Annotated in this window: 25 protein-coding genes; 14 read left to right on the top strand and 11 right to left on the bottom strand. The window is 70.5% G+C overall.

All coding sequences use genetic code 11. The features are described from left to right. Nucleotides 1-39 precede the first annotated feature (39 nt). Together ACFO3J_RS02135 and pspAA are read left to right on the top strand one after the other, a co-directional pair. Nucleotides 40-831 (top strand): PspA/IM30 family protein, encoded by a 792-nt coding sequence (locus tag ACFO3J_RS02135; RefSeq protein WP_386425440.1) that lies wholly within the window; start codon nt 40-42, stop codon nt 829-831. Between the two features lie 94 nt (nt 832-925). Then, nucleotides 926-1,204 carry a PspA-associated protein PspAA gene (pspAA, locus tag ACFO3J_RS02140; RefSeq protein ID WP_386425443.1) on the top strand — a complete coding sequence of 93 codons (279 nt, stop codon included), beginning with the start codon at nt 926-928 and terminating at the stop codon, nt 1,202-1,204. A 72-nt stretch (nt 1,205-1,276) separates the two neighbouring features. Here the strand turns inward: pspAA and ACFO3J_RS02145 are convergent, their stop codons facing one another. Together ACFO3J_RS02145 and ACFO3J_RS02150 are read right to left on the bottom strand one after the other, a co-directional pair. Further along, nucleotides 1,277-1,729 carry an ATP-binding protein gene (locus ACFO3J_RS02145; RefSeq protein WP_386425445.1) on the bottom strand — a complete coding sequence of 151 codons (453 nt, stop codon included), beginning with the start codon at nt 1,727-1,729 and terminating at the stop codon, nt 1,277-1,279. Nucleotides 1,730-1,766: 37 nt separating this feature from the next. Beyond that, nucleotides 1,767-2,180 (bottom strand): hypothetical protein, encoded by a 414-nt coding sequence (locus ACFO3J_RS02150; protein ID WP_386425448.1) that lies wholly within the window; start codon nt 2,178-2,180, stop codon nt 1,767-1,769. Between the two features lie 302 nt (nt 2,181-2,482). On the opposite strand from ACFO3J_RS02150, the gene ACFO3J_RS02155 reads away from it, so the two are divergent. The 5 genes from ACFO3J_RS02155 to ACFO3J_RS02175 all read left to right on the top strand — a co-directional run bounded on the left by ACFO3J_RS02155 (nt 2,483) and on the right by ACFO3J_RS02175 (nt 6,114). After that, nucleotides 2,483-3,367, top strand: a complete 885-nt coding sequence (locus tag ACFO3J_RS02155) for a helix-turn-helix domain-containing protein (RefSeq protein ID WP_386425451.1) — start codon at nt 2,483-2,485, stop codon at nt 3,365-3,367. 5 nt (nt 3,368-3,372) lie between these two features. Continuing rightward, nucleotides 3,373-3,591: a DUF397 domain-containing protein gene (locus ACFO3J_RS02160; protein ID WP_386425453.1), complete on the top strand. Its 219-nt coding sequence runs from the start codon at nt 3,373-3,375 to the stop codon at nt 3,589-3,591. A gap of 569 nt (nt 3,592-4,160) precedes the next feature. Beyond that, nucleotides 4,161-4,772: a hypothetical protein gene (locus ACFO3J_RS02165; protein WP_386425456.1), complete on the top strand. Its 612-nt coding sequence runs from the start codon at nt 4,161-4,163 to the stop codon at nt 4,770-4,772. Nucleotides 4,773-4,890: 118 nt separating this feature from the next. Next, nucleotides 4,891-5,745, top strand: a complete 855-nt coding sequence (locus tag ACFO3J_RS02170; RefSeq protein WP_386425458.1) for a hypothetical protein — start codon at nt 4,891-4,893, stop codon at nt 5,743-5,745. A 117-nt stretch (nt 5,746-5,862) separates the two neighbouring features. Beyond that, nucleotides 5,863-6,114 (top strand): hypothetical protein, encoded by a 252-nt coding sequence (locus ACFO3J_RS02175; RefSeq protein WP_386425461.1) that lies wholly within the window; start codon nt 5,863-5,865, stop codon nt 6,112-6,114. 8 nt (nt 6,115-6,122) lie between these two features. Here the strand turns inward: ACFO3J_RS02175 and ACFO3J_RS02180 are convergent, their stop codons facing one another. The 5 genes from ACFO3J_RS02180 to nadA all read right to left on the bottom strand — a co-directional run bounded on the left by ACFO3J_RS02180 (nt 6,123) and on the right by nadA (nt 10,985). Then, the gene (locus ACFO3J_RS02180) at nt 6,123-6,824 is read right to left on the bottom strand and encodes a response regulator transcription factor (protein WP_386425464.1); all 702 of its coding nucleotides are present in this window, start codon (nt 6,822-6,824) and stop codon (nt 6,123-6,125) included. Then, nucleotides 6,821-8,044 (bottom strand): sensor histidine kinase, encoded by a 1,224-nt coding sequence (locus ACFO3J_RS02185; protein ID WP_386425466.1) that lies wholly within the window; start codon nt 8,042-8,044, stop codon nt 6,821-6,823. The genes ACFO3J_RS02180 and ACFO3J_RS02185 overlap by 4 nt, the downstream gene beginning before the upstream one ends. Before the next feature lie 124 nt (nt 8,045-8,168). Beyond that, nucleotides 8,169-8,690, bottom strand: a complete 522-nt coding sequence (locus tag ACFO3J_RS02190; RefSeq protein ID WP_386425469.1) for a hypothetical protein — start codon at nt 8,688-8,690, stop codon at nt 8,169-8,171. A 152-nt stretch (nt 8,691-8,842) separates the two neighbouring features. Further along, nucleotides 8,843-9,790: a GNAT family N-acetyltransferase gene (locus tag ACFO3J_RS02195; protein WP_386425472.1), complete on the bottom strand. Its 948-nt coding sequence runs from the start codon at nt 9,788-9,790 to the stop codon at nt 8,843-8,845. 22 nt (nt 9,791-9,812) lie between these two features. Then, nucleotides 9,813-10,985, bottom strand: coding sequence for a quinolinate synthase NadA (nadA, locus tag ACFO3J_RS02200; protein ID WP_386425474.1), 1,173 nt, complete (start codon nt 10,983-10,985; stop codon nt 9,813-9,815). A gap of 362 nt (nt 10,986-11,347) precedes the next feature. Here nadA and ACFO3J_RS02205 point away from each other — a divergent pair, with 362 nt between their 5' ends. After that, nucleotides 11,348-11,707, top strand: coding sequence for a HesB/IscA family protein (locus ACFO3J_RS02205; protein ID WP_386425477.1), 360 nt, complete (start codon nt 11,348-11,350; stop codon nt 11,705-11,707). A 136-nt stretch (nt 11,708-11,843) separates the two neighbouring features. Here ACFO3J_RS02205 and ACFO3J_RS02210 read toward each other — a convergent pair whose 3' ends face one another. Beyond that, nucleotides 11,844-13,448 carry a hypothetical protein gene (locus tag ACFO3J_RS02210; protein WP_386425480.1) on the bottom strand — a complete coding sequence of 535 codons (1,605 nt, stop codon included), beginning with the start codon at nt 13,446-13,448 and terminating at the stop codon, nt 11,844-11,846. 131 nt (nt 13,449-13,579) lie between these two features. Then, nucleotides 13,580-13,795, bottom strand: a complete 216-nt coding sequence (locus ACFO3J_RS02215) for a hypothetical protein (protein ID WP_386425483.1) — start codon at nt 13,793-13,795, stop codon at nt 13,580-13,582. A gap of 184 nt (nt 13,796-13,979) precedes the next feature. Between ACFO3J_RS02215 and ACFO3J_RS02220 the strand changes: the two genes are divergently transcribed. Continuing rightward, nucleotides 13,980-14,957, top strand: coding sequence for a carbohydrate kinase family protein (locus tag ACFO3J_RS02220; RefSeq protein WP_386425486.1), 978 nt, complete (start codon nt 13,980-13,982; stop codon nt 14,955-14,957). 192 nt (nt 14,958-15,149) lie between these two features. On the opposite strand, the gene ACFO3J_RS02225 is transcribed toward ACFO3J_RS02220, so the two are convergent. Next, nucleotides 15,150-16,541: a cysteine desulfurase/sulfurtransferase TusA family protein gene (locus ACFO3J_RS02225; protein ID WP_386425489.1), complete on the bottom strand. Its 1,392-nt coding sequence runs from the start codon at nt 16,539-16,541 to the stop codon at nt 15,150-15,152. Between the two features lie 250 nt (nt 16,542-16,791). Between ACFO3J_RS02225 and ctaC the strand changes: the two genes are divergently transcribed. From ctaC to ACFO3J_RS02245, 4 genes are all read left to right on the top strand, one after another. Continuing rightward, nucleotides 16,792-17,784, top strand: a complete 993-nt coding sequence (gene ctaC / locus ACFO3J_RS02230; RefSeq protein WP_386425492.1) for an aa3-type cytochrome oxidase subunit II — start codon at nt 16,792-16,794, stop codon at nt 17,782-17,784. After that, nucleotides 17,781-19,547 carry an aa3-type cytochrome oxidase subunit I gene (ctaD, locus tag ACFO3J_RS02235; protein ID WP_386425495.1) on the top strand — a complete coding sequence of 589 codons (1,767 nt, stop codon included), beginning with the start codon at nt 17,781-17,783 and terminating at the stop codon, nt 19,545-19,547. The genes ctaC and ctaD overlap by 4 nt, the downstream gene beginning before the upstream one ends. Next, entirely contained in the window at nt 19,544-19,942 is a 399-nt protein-coding gene (locus tag ACFO3J_RS02240; RefSeq protein ID WP_386425498.1) for a cytochrome c oxidase subunit 4, read from the top strand. The genes ctaD and ACFO3J_RS02240 overlap by 4 nt, the downstream gene beginning before the upstream one ends. Nucleotides 19,943-20,099: 157 nt before the next feature. Next, nucleotides 20,100-21,383 (top strand): L,D-transpeptidase, encoded by a 1,284-nt coding sequence (locus ACFO3J_RS02245; protein ID WP_386425501.1) that lies wholly within the window; start codon nt 20,100-20,102, stop codon nt 21,381-21,383. A gap of 47 nt (nt 21,384-21,430) precedes the next feature. On the opposite strand, the gene ACFO3J_RS02250 is transcribed toward ACFO3J_RS02245, so the two are convergent. Further along, on the bottom strand, nt 21,431-21,850 hold the full coding sequence (locus tag ACFO3J_RS02250; protein WP_386425504.1) for a hypothetical protein: 420 nt from the start codon (nt 21,848-21,850) through the stop codon (nt 21,431-21,433). A gap of 277 nt (nt 21,851-22,127) precedes the next feature. Here ACFO3J_RS02250 and ctaE point away from each other — a divergent pair, with 277 nt between their 5' ends. After that, entirely contained in the window at nt 22,128-22,748 is a 621-nt protein-coding gene (ctaE, locus tag ACFO3J_RS02255) for an aa3-type cytochrome oxidase subunit III (RefSeq protein ID WP_386425507.1), read from the top strand. The last annotated feature ends 12 nt before the right edge of the window (nt 22,749-22,760 follow it).

Here is a 22,760-nt window from a genome sequence, read left to right on the forward strand (position 1 = left end):
CTACTGGAGCAGTTGCCGAGAAGGGGGCGCGCGAGGCCCATGAGCGGTGTCATGAAGCGGATGGGACTGATCTTCCGCGCGAAGGCCAATAAGGCCCTGGACCGGGCCGAGGACCCGCGCGAGACGCTCGACTATTCGTACCAGAAGCAGCTTGAGCTGCTGCAGAAGGTGCGTCGGGGCGTGGCGGACGTCGCGACTTCCCGCAAGCGGCTCGAACTGCAGCTCACCGAGTTGCAGAAGAAGTCCACGACCTATGAGGACCAGGGCCGCAAGGCGCTGGCGCTCGGCCGTGAGGACCTGGCCCGGGAGGCGCTGTCCCGCCGGGCCGCCCTCCAGCAGCAGGTCACCGACCTGGAGACGCAGCACACCACGCTCCAGGGCGAGGAGGAGAAGCTGACGGTCGCCTCCCAGCGGCTGCAGGCCAAGGTGGATGCCTTCCGTACGAAGAAGGAGACCATCAAGGCCACCTACACCGCCGCCCAGGCGCAGACCCAGATCGGCGAGGCCTTCTCCGGCATCTCCGAGGAGATGGGCGACGTCGGCATGGCGATCCAGCGGGCCGAGGACAAGACCGAGCAGCTGCGGGCCCGGGCCGGCGCCCTGGACGAGCTGCTGGCCTCCGGCGCGCTGGACGACCCGAGCGGCCTGGCCAAGGACGACATCCAGGCCGAGCTGGAGCGGCTGTCCGGCGGCAGCGATGTCGAGCTGGAGCTTCAGCGGATGAAGGCGGAGCTGGCGGGCGGTGCCCCCCAGCAGGCGATCGAGGGTGGTCAGGGCGGCAAGACCGCCGAGGGCCAGCCTCAGGATGCCCCGCGGTTCAACAAGGAGTAGGACAAGCAGGAGGCACCGGCGGCGCCCGCCACCGGTGCCGGCAGCGGACGCCGCCCGCGGGCAGAGCAGCCCCGGGCTTACGGAGGAGGCCGTCATGATCGTGCGGATCATGGGGGAAGGCCAGGTGAGACTGGACAACGCCCAGGTCACCGAGCTGAACACGCTGGACGCCGAATTGCTCGCCGCGATCGAGTCCGGCGACGAGAAGGGCTTCCACCGCACGCTGGGCGCCCTGCTCGACGGCGTCCGCCGACTCGGTGAGCCGCTCCCCGACGACTCCCTGGAGCCGTCGGAGCTCATCCTCCCCTCCCCGGACGCGAGCCTCGAAGAGGTCCGCTCCATGCTCCGCGACGACGGCCTGATCCCTGGCTGAGGCCCCGCCGCCGGCTGCCCGGCCACTCCTCGCGGCCCGCTCCCGGGCCGGTGCGCGCCCGGGCCCCGGTGATCACGCCGCCTGCCAGGGCAGCTCGGCCCACACCGCCGTACCGTCGGACGGCTCCGACCCGGCACAGCGGTGCCCCCAGCGGGCGGCCAGGGCCTCGACCAGGAACAACCCGCGCCCGTTCTCGTCGTCCTCGCCCGCCGGGGTGACGGGCGGCAGCGGTACGTAAGGGGTCCCGTCCGACACCGTGATCGTCGCGGCCCCCGCCCGTACGGTCAGCGCCACCCGCACCATCCGGGCCCGCCCGTATTTCACGCTGTTGGTGACCAGCTCGCTGGCGATGATCTCGGCCGCCTCCACCACGGCCGCCGGCGCCCGCAGCGAGTACAGCACCCGCGTCACGTAACGCCGGGCCTGGCGCGGCGCGTTGGTGTCCCGGACCAGTACGGCCTCGGTGTCCGAGAGGGTGCCGCCCTCCGCGGTGTCTCGCTCGTTCTCTACGGCGGGCTGACGCATCGGCCCGACCTCCTCGCTGTCCTCGATACGCGATACGTCAGGCGCGGGTCGCGCGCCACGGGTCGTCCAACTCCCAGCTGTGCGCGCCCGGATGCCCCGCGAACTCCCCGCAGGCGTCCATCCCGTCCGCCCGCGCCGCATTGCAGTCCGCGAGCACCACCACGTCGCCCGGCTCTTCGCCGGCCAGCCAGCGCGTCCACACCGATCCGGTATCGACGCCGTCCAGTTCCATCGCGAACCCGTGGTGCGCCCCGGCATGCGCCTCCTCCATCACGCAGCGCAACTCCCGCTGGACGTCTTCCCGTTGGCCTTCGCGTGACGGGGCGAGCCGTAGAGCGAGCAATACGAGCCTGGTCGGTAGGTGGGCCCGGTCGCCGCAGACTCGTCGGTCGGGCGGGTCGAGCGGGCCGGGCGGGTCGGGATAGTTGGGGGGCGTGGGGTGGTCTGTCATCGTTCGGCTCTCTGGTGTTTCGGGGGGCGCACAGAGCGCGGAAGGGAGCATGCGAGCCATTGACTCACCACGGAAAGTGGGAGGTTGGCTGCGCAATGTGAGCAACTGCCTGTAATCGTGGCAGCGGAGTGGTTACGGTGACAGCGGATGACGCAATTCTGGCAACCAACCTTGCGTGCGATCTTTCGCGCCCGAGTCGCGGGTTGCCGCACCCCACCGACAGCTCCCGCTGTGGCGCAGAAAGTTCCTTGCCGGAGCGGAAGCCTCGCCGACACACTGGACCTTGCGCAGAGGAGAAGCAGATGATCACAGACGTGGAGGCGGCAACGCCCGCCCTCTGCCGTCTTCAGCTCGGCAGTGAGCTGCGCCAACTCCGCCTGACCGCTGGCATTACCGGCGCCCGGGTGGTCAAAAAGCTGATCTGGAGCCCGTCGAAGCTGAGCCGGCTGGAGACCGGTGAGAACACGACCGTCGAACCGGCGGACGTGGTGGCCCTGTGCTCCATCTACGAAGCGGACGCGGAGACCACAGCCCGGCTACGGGGCTACGCGGCCGTCACCAAGACGAAGCGCGACTGGTGGCTGTCGCCCGAGTACCGTCCGGTCATTCCACCGGGGTTCAAGGCCTACTTGGACCTTGAGGCCACGGCAACGGGGTTTCAGAACTATCAGGCCGAGTACGTCCCCGGCCTGTTGCAGACCGAGGCATACGTCCGCGTGATCTACGAGCGGGCCCTACGCGGACTCCCACCCGGGGACATCGACCGCATGGTGGTCCTGCGGACGACCCGGCAGAAGATTCTGAGCCGTCCGGACTCGCCGCTCAAGTACACAGCGATCATCAATGAGGCGGTGCTGCACCGGCCTGTGGGGGAACCGCCCGTCATGCGTGACCAACTCACCCACATCGTCGAGGTGATGGAATCGCGCCCCAACGTACGGGTGCAGGTCCTGCCGTACCGCGTCGGCGCTCACTCGGGGATGGAAGGGTCGTTCGTCGTCATCCAGTTCCCGGACAAGCTGTCGCTGAAGCCGATGGTCTACCTGGAAGGTCTGGTGGACGCGTGGGTCAAGCGCGGTAGCAACGACGTGGAACGATACGCGGAGGCGTTTTCCGATCTCCAAGCCCTTGCTCCGGGACCGAAGGAGTCCTTGGGCATGATCAAGGAAGCGATCAAGGAGCACTGATACCCATGACCATCAAGGCTGACACTCTGACCGGCGCCGCTTGGTTCAAGTCGAGCTACAGCAATGCCCAAGGTGGCGAGTGCGTCGAGGGTGCCCGCCTTGATGGCGGGGCGATGGCGGTCCGTGACTCCAAGGACCCGCAGGGCCCCGCCCTGGTCTTCCCCGCCGCCGCCTGGTCCGCCTTCGCGGCGGCCGTGCGCGACGGCGAACTCCCCACGGCCTGACCGCCGTAGCCCCTCCGGCCCCGTCATCCCACCCACTCGGGGGAGGCGGGGCCGAGGCGTACTGGCAGCCCGTGGCGAGTGCGTCGAGGGTGCCCGCCGCGAAGCATCGCCACCCACCCGAAAACCGGTGGAGCCGGACTCACGGCTGCCGTTACCGTGCTTGCGCCCACCGTCACCCCGTCAAGGACGAGCCGTTGTACACCACGTGAGAACCCCCGAGCGCTGATCCGTCGCGCGTCGCCCCTGTGCGCCGCGCTCCTTTTCGCTGCGGTCTTCTCACGGAAACCGGTGTATCCCTGTGTCCAACCGCCCCCGGAGCGGCTCGGGTCGAACCGGGCGGCCGGCCTGGCAGTCGCCGTACGGTCCGCCGCCGCGCGGGGCGCACCGGGCGCACCGCGGCCAGTGGGCGCCTGTGCCCGCGCTGGCCAGGTCCCGGCCCGCGGTGCGGCGTGGCTACCTGTGCGCGCGGTGAGGTCGCGGACGACCGGTAACCTGACGTGCGGAAACCACTACACTCAGCGGGAATAGCGGGCGAACGCCCCAATTCCCCCTGAGAGTGGTCGAGTTGCATGCCCGAGTTTGCTGACCTGCCGGAGATCCTGCTGAGGTCCGATCTGGCCTCGCTGGTCGGACGTGATCCGCGTGGCGTCGAGTTGATGGCGGCCCGCGGCCTGGCCGCTGCCCCGACCCATCGGCACCAGGGCAGGGCCGTCTGGCAGGAGCCGGCCGCGACGGACTGGTTCCGGTCGCTGCACGAGCACGCGGTGATCGTGTCGGCGGGTGCGCTCGCGCTGAGCGAAATCAAGGCGTACGGCGTCTACTTGTGCCCGCTGACCAGCGGCCACGTCGGACTGGCCCGTCCCGAGACCCTGGTGACGTACGAGAAGGGCGGCAGCGGCCAGGTCTTCGAGGTCACAGCGGTGGAAACCGTCAACCAGGCCGTCCCCGGCACCCGGGACACGGCGCTGCGCACCTGGAACATCGTCCGCGACGACGCGCCGCTGGGCACGTCGGGCCAGCCGTGGACCGTCTTCCACCTCACCCGGATCGGCGGCATCGGCACCATCACCCCGTCGATCCAGCAGGGCCGTTACCTCCGCCTCGAAGACGTCCAGGAGGCCCTGACCACCGACAGGCTCACCGTCCGCACGCTGGACGAGGCGTTCCCCGCCCGCAAGTAGCGGTCTCCCGGCCCAGCTGAGTCGCTCACTCGTTCGTGTGAATATGCCAGTGGCATATCGTTTCTGCGCGTGAGCGGCCCGCTACGTTCAGGGCATGGTCAGCTCATCACATGAGGCAATGCATCGGATCTTCCAAGAAGACCCGCGCATCTTCACCCGGACCTTCAAACGGCTCGGGCTTCCCTTTCCCGACCCGATCGCCGTCTCGCTCCCGCCCACCGATCTCACCGAGATCAAGCCGCTGGAACGCCGGCTGGACACGCTGCTCCGGTTCGACATGGCCGACGGCGACAGCTATCTCCTGGCGGTCGAGGCCCAGGGAAGGAAGGACCCGGACAAGCACGGCAGTTGGGCGTACTACATGTCGTACTTGTACGCCAAGTACCGTACGCCCCCGTTGCTCCTGGTCGTCTGCCAGGACGAGGCGACCTCCCGGTGGGCCAAGAGACCCTTCCACATCGGCACAGCGCAGTGGCGCACCCTCACGGTTCGCCCGCTCGTCCTGGGCCCCCACAACGTCCCGATCATCACCGACGCCTCGGCTGCGGCCGACGACATCCCGATGGCCGCCTTCGCGGCAATCACCCACGGTAAGCACCGGCAGGCAGATATCATGCTGGAGGCGCTGGCCACAGCCCTGAGGAAGGCGGATCTGGACACCGCCGACCTCTTCAAGGAACTCACCGAAATCGGCCTGGGCTCCGGCCCGGCGGGAAAGATCTGGAAGGATCTCATGGCCATCCCCACGCACTTCTTCCGCTCCGAGACTTCCGAGAAGCTCCGCGAGGAGGGTCGTGAGGAGGGCCGGAGGCAGCAGAAGATCAAGGACATCCTCTCCCTTCTGCAGATCCGAAGCGTCTCGATCACTGAAGCCCACCGTGAGCGCGTTGCCGCTTGCACGGAGTACGACATCCTCGACCGGTGGTTCAGCCGGGCCGCCACCGCCGAGCGGGCCGAGGACGTCTTCGCCTGACCGTCGTCCCACTGGGACGTGTGGTCCGAGTCGGTGGAGCACCGACCTGGTTCGGACCCCGGCTCCCGCTGCCCCGGTAGCCTTCGCCGACTTCGGTCCTCAATCTGGAAGGACCTCATGGCCATCCCCACGCATTTCTTCCGCTCGGAGACTTCCGAGAAGCTCCGCGAGGAGGGTCGGATCGAAGGTCGCGAGGAGGGTCGGAGGCAGGAAAAGATCAGCAACATCCTCTCCTTGCTGCGGATCCGGAACATTGCGATCACTGAAGCCGAGCGTGAGCGCATCACCAGTTGCACGGACGAGAGCACCCTCGACCAGTGGTTCAGCCGGGCCGCCACCGCCGAGCGGGCCGAGGACGTGTTCGCCTGACCGTCCCGCTAGGACGTCAGGTTGTTGCGGTAGGCGTAGCGGACGGCCTGGGCGCGGTCGGTGACGGCGATCTTCGCGAAGATTCGGTTGATGTGGGTTTTGACGGTGGCCTGGCTGACCACCAGGTGGGCGCAGATCTGGGCGTTGGAGAGGCCCTCGGCGATGAGGGTGAGGACTTCGGCCTCGCGCGGGGTCAGGCCGTCGGGCAGGGGGGCGGTTCCGGAGTCCGGGGAGTCGTGGGGCGGTGCGGGGTCGCCCGGCTGGATCGTGGCGACGAGGCGGGCCTGGACGACGGGGTCGAGCCAGGTGCGGCCGCTGTGGAGGTTGTGGATCGCGGTCTCGACCTGGTCGTCGTCCGCGTCCTTGGTGAGGTAGCCGCGTGCGCCGGCTCGCAGGGCCGGGAAGACCGAGTCGTCGTCCGCGTAGGTGGTCAGCACCAGTACGGGGACGTCCGGCAGCCGTTCGCGCAGGAGCGCGGTCGCGGCGACGCCGCCGAGGACCGGCATGTCCAGGTCCATCAGCACCACGTCGGGGCGCAGCCGCTCGGCGAGTTCGACCGCTTCGGAGCCGTTGCTGGCCGCGCCGACGACCTCGATGCCGTCGAGCATGCCGACCAGCAGCACGAGCCCATCGCGTACGACACGCTGGTCGTCCGCGATCAGGACCCGGATCCTCCCGCCGTCCGGGGGCGTCGGGGCGGGCTGCGTCACGCGGGTATCTCCATCCGTACGGTCCATCCGTGGGCGGTCGGTCCCGCGCTGGCGTTGCCGCCCACCTGGGTCAGCCGCTCGCGCATGCCGGTCAGGCCGAGGCCCGAGCCGCCGGCCAGCGCCGGGCGGGGCGGGCTGTCGGCGTCGCGGCGGTCCTCGATCGTCAGGGTCGTGGCCTGCGGCTCGTAGCAGAGGGTCACGGTGGTACGCGCGCCGCGTGCGTAGCGTGCCGTGTTGGTGAGCGCTTCCTGCGCGCCCCGGTACAGCGCCAGGCCCGCGTCGGCGGGCAGGCCGCGCTGGAGCCCGCTGACGGTCATCGTCACGTCGAGTTCGAGGTCGGTGCGGTAGCGCTCGACCAGTTCGATCAGGCGGTCCAGGGAGGGCGGGCCCTCCCCGCGCAGCGCTCCGACCGCCCGGCGGGCGTCGCCCAGGCCGTCCTTGACCAGCTTCGCGGTGCGGTCCAGCAGGTCGCGCAGATCGTCGGCGGCCTGGTCGCGGCGAGCCATCCGACGGGCGGCCTGGACCTGGATGGCGAGGCCGGACAGGGTCTGGGCCAGCACATCGTGCAGGTCCTGGGCGATCCGGGTCCGCTCGGCCAGCGCCGCGGCCGCCGCCTCGGCCTCGCGGGCGTCCTCCAGCTGGGCCAGGAGCAGCTCCGCCCGCTCCTCGTTGCCGCCCGCCTGCCGGATGCTGAGCGCCATCAGGGCGAGCACCACGCAGAAGAGGATCTGGCTGACCACATTGGTCACGCTGCCGTCCGTCCCGGTGATCGCGGTGCCGACCAGGGCGCCGGTCAGGACACCGCCGAGCAGCAGGGCCGGGAGCAGGCGCAGCACGAGGAAAGCGGTCATCACCCCCACCGCCGGCGGGAGCACGGACTCGGACCCGGGCTGCAAAATTCCGAGCGCCAGCCCGAACCCGCCGACCAGCAGGCAGTAGACGACGCACTGAAGGGGCACGGTCAGCCGCCACCGGCCGGAGGCGACGGCGCCCAGTGGCAGCAGGCAGCCGGCGAGCACCAGGGAGACGGCGAGATGCCTCCCGCCGGCGCCGGGCGCGGGATCGGCGGACAGGGACTGGCCGGCGATGGTCGCGAAGATGACCCACAGGACGGGCAGCAGCCGCTTGCTCCGGCGTTCGCGCCGGTCCTGGACCCGGGCCAGCGCCACGGCCAGCCGCGGACTGACCGCGACAGGTGGGTCGGCCGCGGAATCCTTCATACGCTGAAGGATAGGCGGGTGGGCCGAGGCCGGGCCAACGGCCTCCGGCCCGGGCCCGGGGGTGCGGGTCCGGGCCGGCGAACGGGTCCGGTGCGAGGGCTGCGGCGGGACCGGTGCCATGGACTCAGGCCCTGGCCGGCACAGTGGCGCCGGCGGTCGCGGAGATCTGCCGCGCCTTGAGCCGTACCACGGCGAGCCGGCACAGGACCTGCGCGAAGGCCATCAGCAGCAGCGCGGTGGTCCAGGCGGCCGAGCTGGTGATCAGACGGTCGCGGCTGAACCGCGCGACGCTGCCGGCGCCGCCGTGGGTGGCCCAGTACTCGAATCCGGCCCGCGAGACCATGCCGGCTATCCACAGCGCCGCCGCGACAGCCCCGGCCTTGGCGAAGGCGACACCGTCCGAGCCGCGGCTCAGCCGGGTGGCCGCCCCGCACGCCAGGCCCAGCACCGCGCCGGCGACGACACCGACCACGTCGAGCCGCACGTCGTGGCCCTGGGTCGGGAAGGACTTGAGGTAGTAGGCGGCCGCCGCCAGCACGGCCACCACCGGGAGCAGCGTGGTGCGCATGGTCAGGCGGGCGCCGCGGATCTGCGGGATCACCAGGAGGACCAGCGCCGCGGAGATGAGGTAATCAGTCGTCGTCATGCCGCTGAGCTTGCCTTTCGCGCCGCCGCGCGACGTCGGCCGTCAGGTTGACCCCCGGGTTGGCACCGCTCGTCCACCCACGGGTTGACGAGCCGCAGCCGCAGCCGAAGCCGCAGTCCCCGCCGCGCCCAGCGGGTCACCCGGGCATCGCGCTACGGCAGCGCCCGTGACGGCAGCGCCAGTTCCGCCGGGCGCATGCCGCGCAGCGCGAGGAAGCCGGAGTTGGTGATCTCCAGGCCGGCCGCGACGCCCACGTCCACCGCCCACTGGGTCTCCGCCAGGATGTGGTCGACCCGGACCGGCTCGCCGGGCGGGGCGGCCAGCAGGGCCGCGGTGAGCAGGCGGGTGGACAGGCGGCGGGAGGTGGCCGCGAGGGTTTCGACCCGGCCGCCGCGGGTGTAGCAGTAGCCGCTGCCGGCCAGGTCGTCCACCACGAGCAGGCCGTAGTGCCGCAGCAGCTCCTCGTGGTCGGCGCCGCGCGCGCCGCCGCGGGTGCGACGGTCCACCGAGTCCATCAGGTCGCGGTGGCGCTCGGTGCCCGCGTGCACCGGGCCGTCCAGCGGGGGCAGCCGGGCCGGATCGGGCAGGCCCGACAGCCGCATCGTGGGGTGGAGGTGGAATCCGGCCCGCCGGAAGGTGCGGGCCGCCACCGGGTCGTCCGGCAGGCAGATCACCCCGCGCAGGCAGGCCCTGCCGTGCATCAGCGCCCGGGCGAGCAGCGCCTTGCCGACGCCCTTGCCCTGCGCGCCCGGCACCACCGCGAGCAGCGACAGCGCCCAGGTGCCCTCGCGCCGGTAGGACAGCACCGCGCCCACCGGCCCGGCGGCCTGGTCCTCGATGAGCCAGCAGCCGCCGGGGTCGGTACGGGCCAGGTGCCGGGTTCGGCCGTGGTGGCGGGCGATCCGCTCGGCCGGCCAGCCGCCGGGGCCGTCCGGCGGGCCGGCCGCGCCCCAGATCGCGCCGTAACCGGCCTTGAAGTGGGCGCCGGGGCTCGCGGAGGCGGCGCCGTACAGCGCGTGCGTGGAGCCGAAGGCCGCCGCGGAGATCTCCCGTACGACCTCCGCGTCCTCCTCGTCGTCACGGACCGGTCGAAGGATCACCCCGCCATCATCGCCCGACGGCTTACGGCAGTGCCAGCATCTGCTCAAGCGCCAGCTTGGCGAAGTGCTCGGTCTCGGCGTCCACTTGGATACGGTTCACGACCTTGCCGTCGGCCAGCGACTCCAGTGTCCACACCAGATGCGGCAGGTCGATCCGATTCATGGTGGAGCAGAAGCAGACGGTCTTGTCCAGGAAGACGATCTGCTTGTCCGGATGGGCCTTGGCCAGCCGCCGTACCAGATTCAGTTCGGTGCCCAGCGCCCACGCCGAGCCGGCCGGCGCTTCCGCCAGCTTCTGGATGATGTGCTCGGTGGAGCCGACGTAGTCCGCCGCGCCGACGACCTCGTGCTTGCACTCGGGGTGCACCAGCACATTGACCCCGGGGATACGGGAGCGGACGTCCTCCACCGACTCCAGCGAGAAGCGCCCGTGCACCGAGCAGTGGCCGCGCCACAGGATCATCTTCGCCGCCCGCAGCTGTTCGACGGTGAGTCCGCCGCCGGGCTTGTGCGGGTTGTAGACGACGCAGTCCGCCGGCGACAGGCCCAGGTCGCGTACCGCGGTGTTCCGGCCGAGGTGCTGGTCCGGCAGGAAGAGCACCTTCTCGCCCTGCCCGAAGGCCCACTCCAGGGCGCGCTCGGCGTTGGACGAGGTGCAGATCGTGCCGCCGTGCCGACCGGTGAAGGCCTTGATGTCCGCCGAGGAGTTCATGTACGACACCGGCACGGTCACATCGGCGACCCCGGCGTCGGCCAGCACGTCCCAGCACTCGGCGACCTGCTCGGCGCTGGCCATGTCGGCCATCGAGCAGCCGGCCGCCAGGTCCGGCAGGATCACCTGCTGCCGCTCGGAGGTGAGGATGTCCGCGGATTCGGCCATGAAGTGGACGCCGCAGAAGACGATGTACTCCGCTTCCGGCCTGCCCGCCGCGTCCCGGGCCAGTTTGAAGGAGTCCCCGGTGACATCGGCGAACTCGATGACCTCGTCCCGCTGGTAGTGGTGACCGAGGATGAAGACCTTGCCGCCGAGGCGGGCCTTGGCGGCCCGGGCGCGCTCCACCAGGTGCGGGTCCGACGGCGCGGGCAGGTCTCCGGGGCAGTCCACCCCGCGCTCGCTGCGGGGGTCGGACTCGCGGCCGAGCAGGAGCAGCGCGAGCGGCGTGGGCTGGACGTCCAGCGTTTCTGTGGTGGTCACGGGCCCGTAGCCCTTTCTTTCGACGCAGACCTTTTCGTCTACTTGACGCTATCTATCATAGCCCGTTTGCGTCAGATTGACGATGGCGGTTTCGTCAATGTGACGCATTCGCCGGAGCGGGGTGGGCCCGGGTCGGGGGCCGCGCCGCCGGTCCCGCTGCCGGTCTCGCTGTGGGGCGGGTCACAGGCCCCTCGGCGGGGGAGTGACCAGCGAGTGTGCCGACGGCGGACTGTGGCGGCCGGGCATGTGCGAGCATGGAGGGAATAAGTCGGAGCGGACGTCGGTACGACACGGAATGAATCCGAGAGGGCACCCGTTAGCCATCGGTAGCCAGCAGTCCGTACAACCCGGGAGAGAAGCACATGACGGTTCAGGACGAGACCACGACGACCACGAGCGACGGCATCCTCCTGTCCGACGCCGCCGCCGGCAAGGTGAAGAGCCTGCTTGAGCAGGAGGGCCGCGAGGACCTCGCGCTGCGTGTCGCGGTCCAGCCCGGCGGCTGCTCGGGCCTGCGTTACTCGCTCTTCTTCGACGAGCGATCGCTCGACGGCGACGTCCTCAAGGACTTCGGCGGCGTCAAGGTCGTCACCGACCGGATGAGCGCTCCCTACCTGGGTGGCGCCTCCATCGACTTCGTGGACACCATCGAGAAGCAGGGCTTCACGATCGACAACCCGAACGCCACGGGCTCCTGCGCCTGCGGAGACTCCTTCCACTGAGGCGCGGCCTCCACTGAGGCCCGGCGCGCGGCGGTCGAGCACCGCGGGCTCCTGGCACTTCAGGGCAGTGGACTTGAGGGCATGAGAAAGCGGCGGCACCCCCACCAGGTGCCGCCGCTTTTTGTGCGGCAGTCAGTCACTGTCCCCTGACTGGCTGCCCGTCTGATGTGTCCACGACGGTTCGGTTACCCAACGGCTGCTGGAGTACCACCGTTCGGGTGAAATCGCGGGCGATCATCGGACACATCCGGTGCTTCCCGTCCGGCGTGTCCGTCACGGTCACCCGCACCTGGCCGTCGGTCTCCGCGACCCGTGCCTGGTACGTACTGCAGACCCCGCCGCTGAACTCGATGTCCAGCGTGCTGCCGTCGGCGTGGTAGCCGGACACCTTGACGGCCTGTCCGGCCGGTGAAGGGTCGCCCGGCAGCGGGGCGGCGGGCGGCGCGGCCACCGGCGGCGGGTCGGCGGGACGCTGGCTCACCGGGGGAGCGGCCGGACCGCCCGGCCGCATCGGACCGCCCGGGTCGACCGGGCCACCGGGCGGCAGCGGGGCCGGGGCGCCGGGCGCCGTCGTCCCCGGACCCCCGCCGGGCGTCTGGAGGTACGCGGGGTCGACCGCCGGCTCGGCCAGCACCGTGGTGACGGACACCCCGGCGGGCGCGGTGTCGAACAGCCAGGACGGGATCAGCGTCTGGACGCCCGACACGGACGCGGGCGACAGCCCGAAGACCGCCCCGCGCACCTGGGTGGGGTGGCCGCTGCCCGCGACGCACGGCAAGGTGCGCGCCAGCTTGCGGTCCCCGCCCGGCCCGGCCGGCGCGGCCCGGCCGCCCGGAGCTACCGGGACCATCGGCACCACGCAGGACGACACCCCGTGGTCGGGATGCGGACCCGAGGCGGCGACCAGCCGCTGGAAGGCGGCGGTGGCCGACACCACCTGATAGCTGGCGCCCTCGGCGAGCGCGGACAGCCGCCCGCTCGCGCCGGTCAGCGTGCCGTCCGGGCCGACTCGCAGGGTCGTGCGCCAGCCGCTGGTGGGCAGCCCGCCCACCACCGGGTCGGCGGTCACGATCCGCTCGGCCCCGACCGTCTGGGCCGCGTCGATCCGCGCCCCGGTCAGGCCCAGCCCGGCGAGCAGCGGAGCGGCCACCGCCTCGGCCCTCCTCGCGGAGACCGGCGGCGAACCTGTACCCGTACCCGGAGCGGGGGGAGGGGCGGCCGGGCTGCCGGTGTAGGACCAGTTGCCCGGCGCGGCCCGGCTCACCAGCAGCGCCGGGCCGGCGTTCGTCACCCGGCCGACCTGCCAGGAACCGCTGACCGACGCGGTGGGACCGCCGACCTTGAGCAGCGCGGCCAGCCGCTCGGCCTGCGCCTCGTCCACCGCGGCGGTCGCCCGGTAGACGGCGGCGGACTTCGGGCCCTCCTCGGGAAGGCTCCCGGTCAGCCGCAAGAGCGCGCCGCCGGGAGCGGGGGCGCCGCTCCCCGGCGGCCGCGGATCGTCGAGCCGCAGCGGCGCCGCCGCGTTCCGCTCGGCCGTCCGGTTCTCACCGCCACCGGCCTTCGCCACCCAGAAGGCCCCGCCGGCCCCGGCCAGCAGCACGGCCGCGGCCACCGCGCCCACCGTCAGCCGCGACCGGCCGGCCGGGCGGCGGACGCGTTCGGCCTCGTCATGCCGCTCCGCCGGGCCGGTGACGCTCTCTTCGGGGTGTTCGACGCTGCGGTCGTCGCGTTCGGTGCTCACCGCGTACTCCTTCGGCTCCGATTGCCCTCAGATGCCGATGAGACGTGGCTCACCCCGATCCGGTTCCGCCGACCGGACGGGCGGCGCCCGCCCGGTCGTTCCGGCGCCGGTTCCGGCCGCCCCGGTCATGCTCAGTCGCCGTACTGCGACATCCCGTCCACCAGGTGCGCGGAGGCGGCCGGCACGGTGATGCCGTGCAGACTCGCCGGGGCGACCGCGGCGCGTGCCGCGACGGCCGGGGGCTTCCAGTGCGGGGCCATCCGCCGGCTGTCGCCGATCAGCGCTTCCAGCGAGTCGGGTTCGGCGAGCGAGGAGGAGGGGAGTACGACTGGCGGAACAGATCTCATGACCCGACCCTAGGGAAGCCTCAGCACTGGAGAAAGCCCTACTATCAGGTAGTTTCGCCGTGTCTTACCGAGCCGCCCGCGATATCCTCACGCGCGCCACCGTTCCCCGCTCTTCCCGCTGTTCCGCGCCGCCTCGCCCGGACCGCGTATCGTCCTGTCCTCCCCGCCCCCAGGAGCCCTCGCTGTGCGTATCGCCGTCACCGGATCCATCGCCACCGACCATCTGATGAACTTCCCCGGCCGGTTCGCCGACCAGTTCGTCGCCGACCAACTGCACACGGTCTCGCTGTCCTTCCTCGTGGACGCCCTCGATGTGCGGCGCGGCGGGGTCGGGGCCAACATCTGCTTCGGGATGGGTCAGCTCGGCACCCGGCCGGTCCTGGTCGGCGCGGCCGGCAACGACTTCGACGAGTACCGCGCCTGGCTGGAGCGGCACGGCGTGGACACCGCCTCGGTGCACATCTCCGAGGTGCTGCACACCGCCCGCTTCATCTGCACCACCGACAGCGACCACAACCAGATCGGCTCCTTCTACACCGGCGCGATGAGCGAGGCCCGGCTGATCGAGCTGCAGACGGTGGCCGAACGGGTGGGCGGCCTGGACCTGGTGTCCATCGGCGCCGACGACCCGGAGGCGATGATCCGCCACACCGAGGAGTGCCGCTCGCGCGGTATCCCCTTCGCCGCGGACTTCTCCCAGCAGATCGCCCGGATGGAGGGCGAGGACATCCGGCTGCTGGTGGACGGCGCGGCATATCTGTTCAGCAATGAGTACGAGAAGGGCCTGATCGAGAGCAAGACCGGCTGGTCCGCCGAGGAGATCATGGACCGGGTCGGCGTCCGGGTCACCACGCTGGGCGCGCACGGTGTGCGCATCGAGCGCAAGGGCGAACCGGCGATCGAGGTCGGCTGCGCGCAGGAGGAGGCCAAGGTCGACCCCACCGGAGTCGGTGACGGCTTCCGGGCCGGCTTCCTGTCCGGCCTGGCCTGGGGTGTCGGCCTGGAGCGCGCCGCGCAGATCGGCTGCATGCTGGCGACCCTCGTCATCGAGACGCTGGGCACCCAGGAGTACGAGCTGCGCCGCGGCCACTTCATGGACCGCTTCACCAAGGCGTACGGCGACGAGGCCGCCGCCGAGGTCCGCAAGCACCTGCACGCCTAGGGTCTGTCGTTTGGATCTCCGCGGCGTCGCGGCGCCCGGCACGCACATCTGCCGCGTTCTCGTCGGTCGACGACGCTCTGCGTCGCCTCCCTCCTCCGCCTTGCAGCTGCACGCACCGGACACCGCTCCTCCACCCACGGAGATCCAAACGACAGACCCTAACCGGCTCCCGCCCGGCCCCGGCCCGCCCGCTCAGACGCGGCGCCGCACCAGATACGCGGTGCCGCGTTCGGCCGGGCGCTCGCCGGCGTACTCCTGGTCGCGCATCGCGCACCACGCCGGGATGTCGAGGCGGGCGGCCTCGTCGTCGGACAGGACGGTGATCAGGCCGCCGACCGGGACATCGCCGATCACCTTGGCCAGTTCGATGACCGGGATCGGGCAGCGCTTGCCGAGGGAGTCCACCAGCAGGTCCGCGCCGGGCTCGACGGGGACCGCGTCCGCGACGGGGGCGGCCTCCGTGCCGGAGGACGGCGCGCCGAGCCGGCCGCGCACCTCGGCCACCACCTCCGGCAGGGCCGCGAGGAAGCGCGTCACCTCCTCCTCGCTCGTACCGGCCGGGAGGGACACCCGGACATTGCCCTCGGACAGCACCCCCATCGCCTTGAGCACATGGCTCGGCGTCAGCGTGCTCGATGTGCAGGACGAACCGGACGACACCGAGAAGCCGGCCCGGTCCAGACCGGTCAGCAGCGCCTCACCGTCCACATAGAGGCAGGAGAAGGTGACCAGGTGCGGCAGTCGCAGGCGGTCGTGGCCCACCACCTCGACATCGGGGACGAGTTGCGGCACCCGGACCCTGATCCGGTCCACCAGCGCGGACAGCCGCGCCGCCTCCGCCGCCGCCTCGGCCCGCACCGCGCGCAGGGAGGCGGCCGCCGCCACGATCGCCGGCAGGTTCTCGAAGCCGGGAGAGCGTCCCGACTCCCGCTCGTCGGCGGGCTCCTGGGGCGCGTAACGGGTCCCCTTGCGCACCACGAGCAGTCCGACTCCGGGCGGTCCGCCCCACTTGTGCGCGCTGCCGGCCAGCAGCGACCAGCGGCCGGCCACCGGACCCCAGGCCAGCGACTGCGCCGCGTCCACCAGCAGCGGCACCCCGGCCGCCCGGCAGGCCTCGGCCACTTCGGCGACCGGCTGGACCGTACCCACCTCGTGGTTGGCCGACTGGAGGGCGGCCAGCGCGGTGTCGGGGCGCAGTGCCGCCGCGAACACCCCGGGATCCACCCGGCCGGCGCGGTCCACCCCCACCGACGTGGTGTCGTAGGGCTCGGCGGCGTGCAGCACCGCCGAATGCTCCACCGCGGACAGCACCAGATGGCGGCCGGTCCGGCGGCGGCCCGCGGCGGCGCCGGCCACCGCCGAGTGCAGTGCGCGCGTCCCCGAAGGGGTGAACGCCAACTCGTCCGGGCGGCAGCCCACCGCCTGCGCCGCGGCCTCCCGGGCCGCGTCCAGCAACAGCCGGGCCCGGCGCCCCTCGCGGTACAGCCGGGCCGGATCGGCCCAGCCCTCGTCGAGCGCGGCGAGCAGCGCCTGACGTGCCACGGGATGCAGCGGGGCGGCCGAAGCCGTGTCGAAATAGGGCATGCCGGAACGCTACAACCCAGCCCTGACAACGGCTCGGTGCGGCGTCAGATGACCACCGGAGGGCGGCACTCCATCCCTTCCGGGTGAGGCCCGGCGCGTTGGCCCCCCTCCCCGCGTGACGCCAAATAGCGTCCAGTAGGGTTTGGTCCGCATAAACATCCACACCTAATGTGCCCGCGCGCGGGCCGACCGACCAGCAGACGGCCGGAACACTCGTAACGCGCGGCCGAGACTCTCGGGAAGGCGCTACGTGAGTCCCAACGGCTCCGACCTCCCCCACGGCCCTGCGGGCGTGGGTGGCACCCCCGCGTCGCGGCGCCCGATGCGGCGATGGCTGCCGCAGGCGCTGGCCGCGGGCCTGGTCCTTGCGACCGCCTCTGGTTGTTCGTACAAGGACTACCCCCGCCTGGGCATGCCCAGCCCGGCCACGGCGGAGGCACCCCGGATCCTTGCCCTCTGGCAGGGCTCCTGGGCCGCCGCATTGGCCACGGGCGTGCTCGTCTGGGGCTTGATCCTGTGGAGCGTGATCTTCCACCGGCGCAGCCGGACCAAGATCGAGGTCCCTCCGCAGACCCGGTACAACATGCCGATCGAGGCGCTGTACACCATCGTCCCGATCATCGTGATCGCGGTGCTCTTCTACTTCACCGCGCGCGACGAGTCGAAGCTCCTGGACACGTCCAAGAAGCCGCAGCACATCGTCAACGTGGTGGGCTTCCAGTGGAGCTGGGGCTTCAACTACGTCGAGAACGTGGACGGCAACCCGGCCACCCCGGTGGGCGTGCCGAAGGAACTCTCCACGATCCCGGCCAACAAACTGGACCTGCCGCCCGGCGCCGAGGGCGTCTACGACATCGGCACCCCGTCCAGCAAGAACCCGGACACCGGCAACCCCGGCCCGACGCTCTGGCTGGCCGAGGGTCAGTCCGTACGCTTCGTGCTCACCTCGCGTGACGTGATCCACTCCTTCTGGGTGATTCCCTTCCTGATGAAGATGGACGTCATCCCCGGCCACACCAACGTCTTCCAGGTGACCCCGAACAAGCTGGGCACCTTCGAGGGCAAGTGCGCCGAGCTGTGCGGCCAGGACCACTCCCGGATGCTCTTCAACGTCAAGGTCGTGACGCCGGCCCAGTACCAGCAGCACCTCAAGGACCTGGCGGCGAAGGGCCAGACCGGTTACATCCCGGCCGGCATTGCCACCACGGGCAACGCGAAGAACTCGGAGCCCAAGACCACATGAGCATTCTCAACGAACCGGCGGGGGCGGCCCCCGTCGAGGACGATTCCTACGCGGACGAACTGCCGGTCCGCACCAAGCGCCCCGGTTCGGTGGTGATCTCGTGGCTCACTACCACTGACCACAAGACCATCGGCACGCTGTACCTGGTGACGTCGTTCATCTTCTTCCTCATCGGCGGCGTGCTGGCGCTGATGATGCGAGCCGAACTCGCCCGTCCCGGGAACCAGTTCCTGTCGAACGAGCAGTTCAACCAGGCGTTCACGATGCACGGCACCGTGATGCTGCTGATGTTCGCGACCCCGCTGTTCGCCGGTTTCACCAACTGGATCATGCCGCTGCAGATCGGCGCGCCCGATGTGGCGTTCCCCCGGCTGAACATGTTCGCCTACTGGCTGTACCTGTTCGGCTCGCTGATCGCGGTCGGCGGCTTCGTCACCCCCCAGGGCGCGGCCGACTTCGGCTGGTTCGCCTACTCGCCGCTGTCCGACGCCGTGCACTCGCCGAGCGTCGGCGCCGACATGTGGATCATGGGTCTGGCGCTGTCCGGCTTCGGCACCATCCTCGGCGCGGTCAACTTCATCACCACGATCATCTGCATGCGCGCTCCCGGTATGACGATGTTCCGGATGCCGATCTTCTGCTGGAACGTGCTGCTGACCGCCGTGCTGGTCCTGCTCGCCTTCCCGGTACTGGCCGCCGCGCTGCTGGCGCTGGAGGCCGACCGAAAATTCGGGGCCCATATCTTCGACTCCGCGAACGGCGGCGCGTTGCTGTGGCAACACCTCTTCTGGTTCTTCGGCCATCCAGAGGTGTACATCATCGCCATTCCGTTCTTCGGCATCATCTCCGAGGTCATTCCGGTCTTCAGCCGCAAGCCGATGTTCGGTTACATCGGCCTGGTGGCCGCGACGATTTCCATCGCCGGTCTGTCCGTGACCGTGTGGGCGCACCACATGTACGTCACCGGCGGAGTGCTGCTGCCGTTCTTCTCCTTCATGACCTTCCTCATCGCGGTGCCCACCGGTGTGAAGTTCTTCAACTGGATCGGCACGATGTGGAAGGGGTCACTGAGTTTCGAGACCCCGATGCTGTGGGCGATCGGATTCCTGATCACCTTCGCCTTCGGCGGTCTGACCGGTGTCATCCTGGCCGCGCCGCCGGTGGACTTCCACGTCTCCGACTCGTACTTCGTGGTGGCGCACTTCCACTACGTCGTCTTCGGCACCGTGGTGTTCGCGATGTTCGCCGGATTCCACTTCTGGTGGCCGAAGATGACCGGCAAGATGCTGGACGAGCGGCTCGGCAAGATCACCTTCTGGACGCTGTTCCTCGGCTTCCACGGCACCTTCCTGGTCCAGCACTGGCTGGGCGCGGAAGGCATGCCCCGCCGCTACGCCGACTACCTGGCCTCGGACGGCTTCACCACGCTGAACACCATCTCGACCATCAGCTCCTTCCTGCTGGGCCTGTCGATCCTGCCGTTCCTCTACAACGTCTGGAAGACCGCCAAGTACGGCAAGAAGGTCGAGGTCGACGACCCGTGGGGCTACGGCCGTTCGCTGGAGTGGGCGACCTCCTGCCCGCCGCCGCGGCACAACTTCCTGACGCTGCCGCGCATCCGCTCCGAATCCCCGGCGTTCGACCTGCACCACCCGGAGATCGCGGCGGCCGAACTGCTGGCGAACACCCCGCAGCGGGCACTGATCGGCGCGCAGCGCACCAGCAGCCCGGCTGACGCCGAGGGCAAGGAGGCGGACAAGTGAGGATCCAGGGCAAGATGTTCCTCGGCCTGGCCGTCTTCATCCTGGCCGTGGCCTTCGTGTACGGCTTCTGGTCCAAGGAGCCGGCCGGCACCACCGCGCTGTTCCTGGCCTTCGCGCTGACGCTGATGATCGGCTTCTACCTGGCGTACACCGCCCGCCGGGCGGACGCCGGCGCGCAGGACCGCGAGGACGCCGACGTCGCGGACGACGCCGGGGAGCTGGGCTTCTTCAGCCCGCACAGCTGGCAGCCGCTCGCCCTGGGCGTCGGCGGCGCGCTGGGCTTCCTGGGCATCGTCTTCGGCTGGTGGCTGCTGTTCTTCTCGCTGCCGGTCATCCTGGTGGGCGTCTACGGCTGGGCCTTCGAGTACTACCGGGGCGAGGACCGTACGCAGTAGAGCGTCGTCGTCACGGCGGGTCACCGCCCGATGAGCCCGGACACCGTACGGTGTCCGGGCTCATCTGCTGGCATCACGCAAGCGACACGCGGAGGACGACACCCTTTTGCACGCGCTCGCCGGGCGGCCCCGGCCGGGCGTTCCTAGCGTGAACGGCATGACCCACCTTCGCTCGCGCCTCATTCCCCGGCGCCACATAGCAGTGCGCAGCGCGCTTCTCATAGCCCCCCTCGCGGTGGGCCTCGCCGCCTGCCAGGGCGACGGCAACCCGCTCGCCGCGCCCCCCTACGAAGCAGCGGCCAAGGTCGCGTTCGCCACGGCGAGCGGCGGCAAGGCCGACCCCGCCAAGCCGCTGGAAGTCTCCGTCAAGAAGGACGGCAGCCGGATAACCGACGTCACCGCAACCGACGGCGCAGGGCGCTTCGTACGCGGTGAACTCAGCTCCGACGGACTGCGCTGGCACTCCACCGGGACGCTGGCGGCAGGAGCCCATTACACCGTCCGGGTGAGCACCGAGGACTCCGACGGTCACCCCGGCCGCAAAGTGGTCGTCTTCGACACCAGCTCCGCGCAGGCCGGACTGCATGTCACCTTCGGCCCCAACGCCGGGACGTACGGCGTGGGACAGCCGATCACCGCCGCGCTGAACCACCCGGTCAAGGACCGCGCGGCCCGCGCCTCGGTCGAATCCACCCTGGTGGTCAGCTCCAGTCCCCAGGCCGCGACCGGCTCCTGGTACTGGGTGGACGACCGCACCCTGCACTACCGCCCCAAGACCTACTGGCCGGCCCACGCCAGGATCACGGTCCGCAGCACCCTCGGCGGCGGGCACACCCAGGGCGGGGTCACCGGCACCGCCGACAAGCCGCTGGTGCTGCACACCGGCGACCGGATCGAGGCGATCACCGATGTCGCCACCGACCATCTGACCTTCAAGGACAACGGCAAGGTCGTCAAGACACTCCCCGTCACCACCGGCAAGCCGGGCTTCGACACCCGCAACGGCCTCAAGGTGGTGCTGGCCAAGGAGTCGTTCGTCCAGATGAAGAGCCAGAGCATCGGCATCGCGGCCGGCAGCTCCGACTCGTACGACCTGCCGGTCTACTGGGCGACCCGGGTGACCTGGAGCGGTGAGTACCTGCACGCCGCGCCCTGGTCGGAGGGCTCGCAGGGCTCCGCCAACGTCAGCCACGGCTGCACCGGCATGAGCACCGAGAACGCCCACTGGTTCTACGACCATGTGCGCCAGGGCGACATCGTCGACGTCATCAACGGCAAGGGCGCCAAGATGACGCCCTTCGACAACGGCTTCGGCGACTGGAACCTCGACTGGGACCAGTGGCAGCAGGGCAGCGCGCTGGTCGCCCCGTCCAAGGGCACCCAGGCCAGCGCCAAGACCCCTGACGAGGCCCCGGCCCGGCTGCGCCCGGAAGCCGCCTAGACAGCGCCTGGACAGCGGCGCCCGAGCCGAGTGCGCTGCCGCAGCGCCTACCGGGTCGCGACGGTCGTGACGACCGGCGTGATCCGGTGGCGCAGCAGCGTCGCCAGGGTCTCGGTCAGGGCCACCGGGTCCACCGGGTGGGTGACCGCCGCGTCCGCGCGGCTCCAGGTGGCCAGCCACGCGTCCTGCGGGCGGCCGATCAGCACCAGCACCGGCGGGCAGCGGAAGATCTCGTCCTTGATCTGGCGGCCCACGCCCATCCCGCCGGCCGGGTTGGCCTCGCCGTCCAGCACGCAGATGTCGATGCCGCCGCGCTCCAACTGCTCCAGGACCGCGGGGAGTGTCGCGCACTCCACGTACTCCACCGGCGGCAGATCCGCGGCGGGCCTGCGGCCGACGGCGAGCCGGACCTGCTCCCGGGTGTTCGCGTCGTCGCTGTAGACCAGCACGGTGGCGATCGCCTGCATCCTGGATCCTCCTGGTCGGCATACTCGGCGTACATCGTGAACGCGTTCTCAAGTGACTGGGATGCTACTCCCGCCAGTGCCTTCGGGAGGAGTGTTCGTACCCCGCGAAGATCCGGCGCGGCCGTTCCGACCGGGCGTCATTCGGACCGTCATTCGCCGACCGGGTACTCCCATCACCCGTTCGAGGGACGGTTCCAGGACGCCGGGCGGGGTGGGCGGGGGCATGGACACACCGAAGGGGACCCCCGGAGTGAGCGCCGGATAAGCGACCGACATAATGTCGGACGTGGCGACAGCAACAGCAGTAGAAACCGGGCACGCGCACCCGTCGGTCAACCGGCCGAACCTCACCAGCGTCGGAACCATCATCTGGCTGAGTTCCGAGCTGATGTTCTTCGCGGCCCTCTTCGCGATGTACTTCACGCTCCGGTCGGTGACGGGTGACGTCTTCTGGAAGGAGCACGCGCACGCTCTGAACGTGCCGTTCTCCGCGACGAACACCACGATCCTGGTGCTCTCCTCGTTCACCTGCCAGATGGGTGTCTTCGCCGCCGAGCGCGGCGACGTGAAGAAGCTCCGCTCCTGGTTCATCGTGACCTTCATCATGGGCGCGATCTTCATCGGCGGGCAGATCTTCGAGTACACCAACCTGGTCAGGAAGGACGGGATCTCGCTCAGCTCGGACGCGTACGGCTCGGCGTTCTATCTGACCACCGGCTTCCACGGTCTGCATGTGACGGGCGGTCTGATCGCGTTCCTGCTGGTGCTCGGACGAACGTACGCGGCCAAGCGGTTCACCCATCAGCAGGCCACCGCTGCCATCGTCGTGTCCTACTACTGGCACTTCGTCGATGTGGTCTGGATCGGCCTCTTCGCCACGATCTACCTGATCAAGTAGCCGGTCCCGGGC

The sequence above is a fragment of the Streptomyces polygonati genome, assembly GCF_042650325.1.
Classification (GTDB): domain Bacteria; phylum Actinomycetota; class Actinomycetes; order Streptomycetales; family Streptomycetaceae; genus Actinacidiphila; species Actinacidiphila polygonati.

What these genes read in the sequence shown, in the direction of transcription:
- ACFO3J_RS02225 (WP_386425489.1), bottom strand. Translation starts at nt 16,541, where the DNA reads ATGCCCTATTTCGACACGGCTTCGGCCGCCCCGCTGCATCCCGTGGCA.
- ACFO3J_RS02145 (WP_386425445.1), bottom strand. Translation starts at nt 1,729, where the DNA reads ATGCGTCAGCCCGCCGTAGAGAACGAGCGAGACACCGCGGAGGGCGGC.
- ACFO3J_RS02160 (WP_386425453.1), top strand. Translation starts at nt 3,373, where the DNA reads ATGACCATCAAGGCTGACACTCTGACCGGCGCCGCTTGGTTCAAGTCG.
- ACFO3J_RS02165 (WP_386425456.1), top strand. Translation starts at nt 4,161, where the DNA reads ATGCCCGAGTTTGCTGACCTGCCGGAGATCCTGCTGAGGTCCGATCTG.
- ACFO3J_RS02135 (WP_386425440.1), top strand. Translation starts at nt 40, where the DNA reads ATGAGCGGTGTCATGAAGCGGATGGGACTGATCTTCCGCGCGAAGGCC.
- ACFO3J_RS02245 (WP_386425501.1), top strand. Translation starts at nt 20,100, where the DNA reads ATGACCCACCTTCGCTCGCGCCTCATTCCCCGGCGCCACATAGCAGTG.
- ACFO3J_RS02185 (WP_386425466.1), bottom strand. Translation starts at nt 8,044, where the DNA reads ATGAAGGATTCCGCGGCCGACCCACCTGTCGCGGTCAGTCCGCGGCTG.
- pspAA (WP_386425443.1), top strand. Translation starts at nt 926, where the DNA reads ATGATCGTGCGGATCATGGGGGAAGGCCAGGTGAGACTGGACAACGCC.
- ACFO3J_RS02170 (WP_386425458.1), top strand. Translation starts at nt 4,891, where the DNA reads ATGCATCGGATCTTCCAAGAAGACCCGCGCATCTTCACCCGGACCTTC.
- ACFO3J_RS02215 (WP_386425483.1), bottom strand. Translation starts at nt 13,795, where the DNA reads ATGAGATCTGTTCCGCCAGTCGTACTCCCCTCCTCCTCGCTCGCCGAA.
- ctaD (WP_386425495.1), top strand. Translation starts at nt 17,781, where the DNA reads ATGAGCATTCTCAACGAACCGGCGGGGGCGGCCCCCGTCGAGGACGAT.
- ACFO3J_RS02175 (WP_386425461.1), top strand. Translation starts at nt 5,863, where the DNA reads ATGGCCATCCCCACGCATTTCTTCCGCTCGGAGACTTCCGAGAAGCTC.
- ACFO3J_RS02150 (WP_386425448.1), bottom strand. Translation starts at nt 2,180, where the DNA reads ATGACAGACCACCCCACGCCCCCCAACTATCCCGACCCGCCCGGCCCG.
- ctaE (WP_386425507.1), top strand. Translation starts at nt 22,128, where the DNA reads ATGTCGGACGTGGCGACAGCAACAGCAGTAGAAACCGGGCACGCGCAC.
- ACFO3J_RS02250 (WP_386425504.1), bottom strand. Translation starts at nt 21,850, where the DNA reads ATGCAGGCGATCGCCACCGTGCTGGTCTACAGCGACGACGCGAACACC.
- ACFO3J_RS02190 (WP_386425469.1), bottom strand. Translation starts at nt 8,690, where the DNA reads ATGACGACGACTGATTACCTCATCTCCGCGGCGCTGGTCCTCCTGGTG.
- ACFO3J_RS02155 (WP_386425451.1), top strand. Translation starts at nt 2,483, where the DNA reads ATGATCACAGACGTGGAGGCGGCAACGCCCGCCCTCTGCCGTCTTCAG.
- ACFO3J_RS02205 (WP_386425477.1), top strand. Translation starts at nt 11,348, where the DNA reads ATGACGGTTCAGGACGAGACCACGACGACCACGAGCGACGGCATCCTC.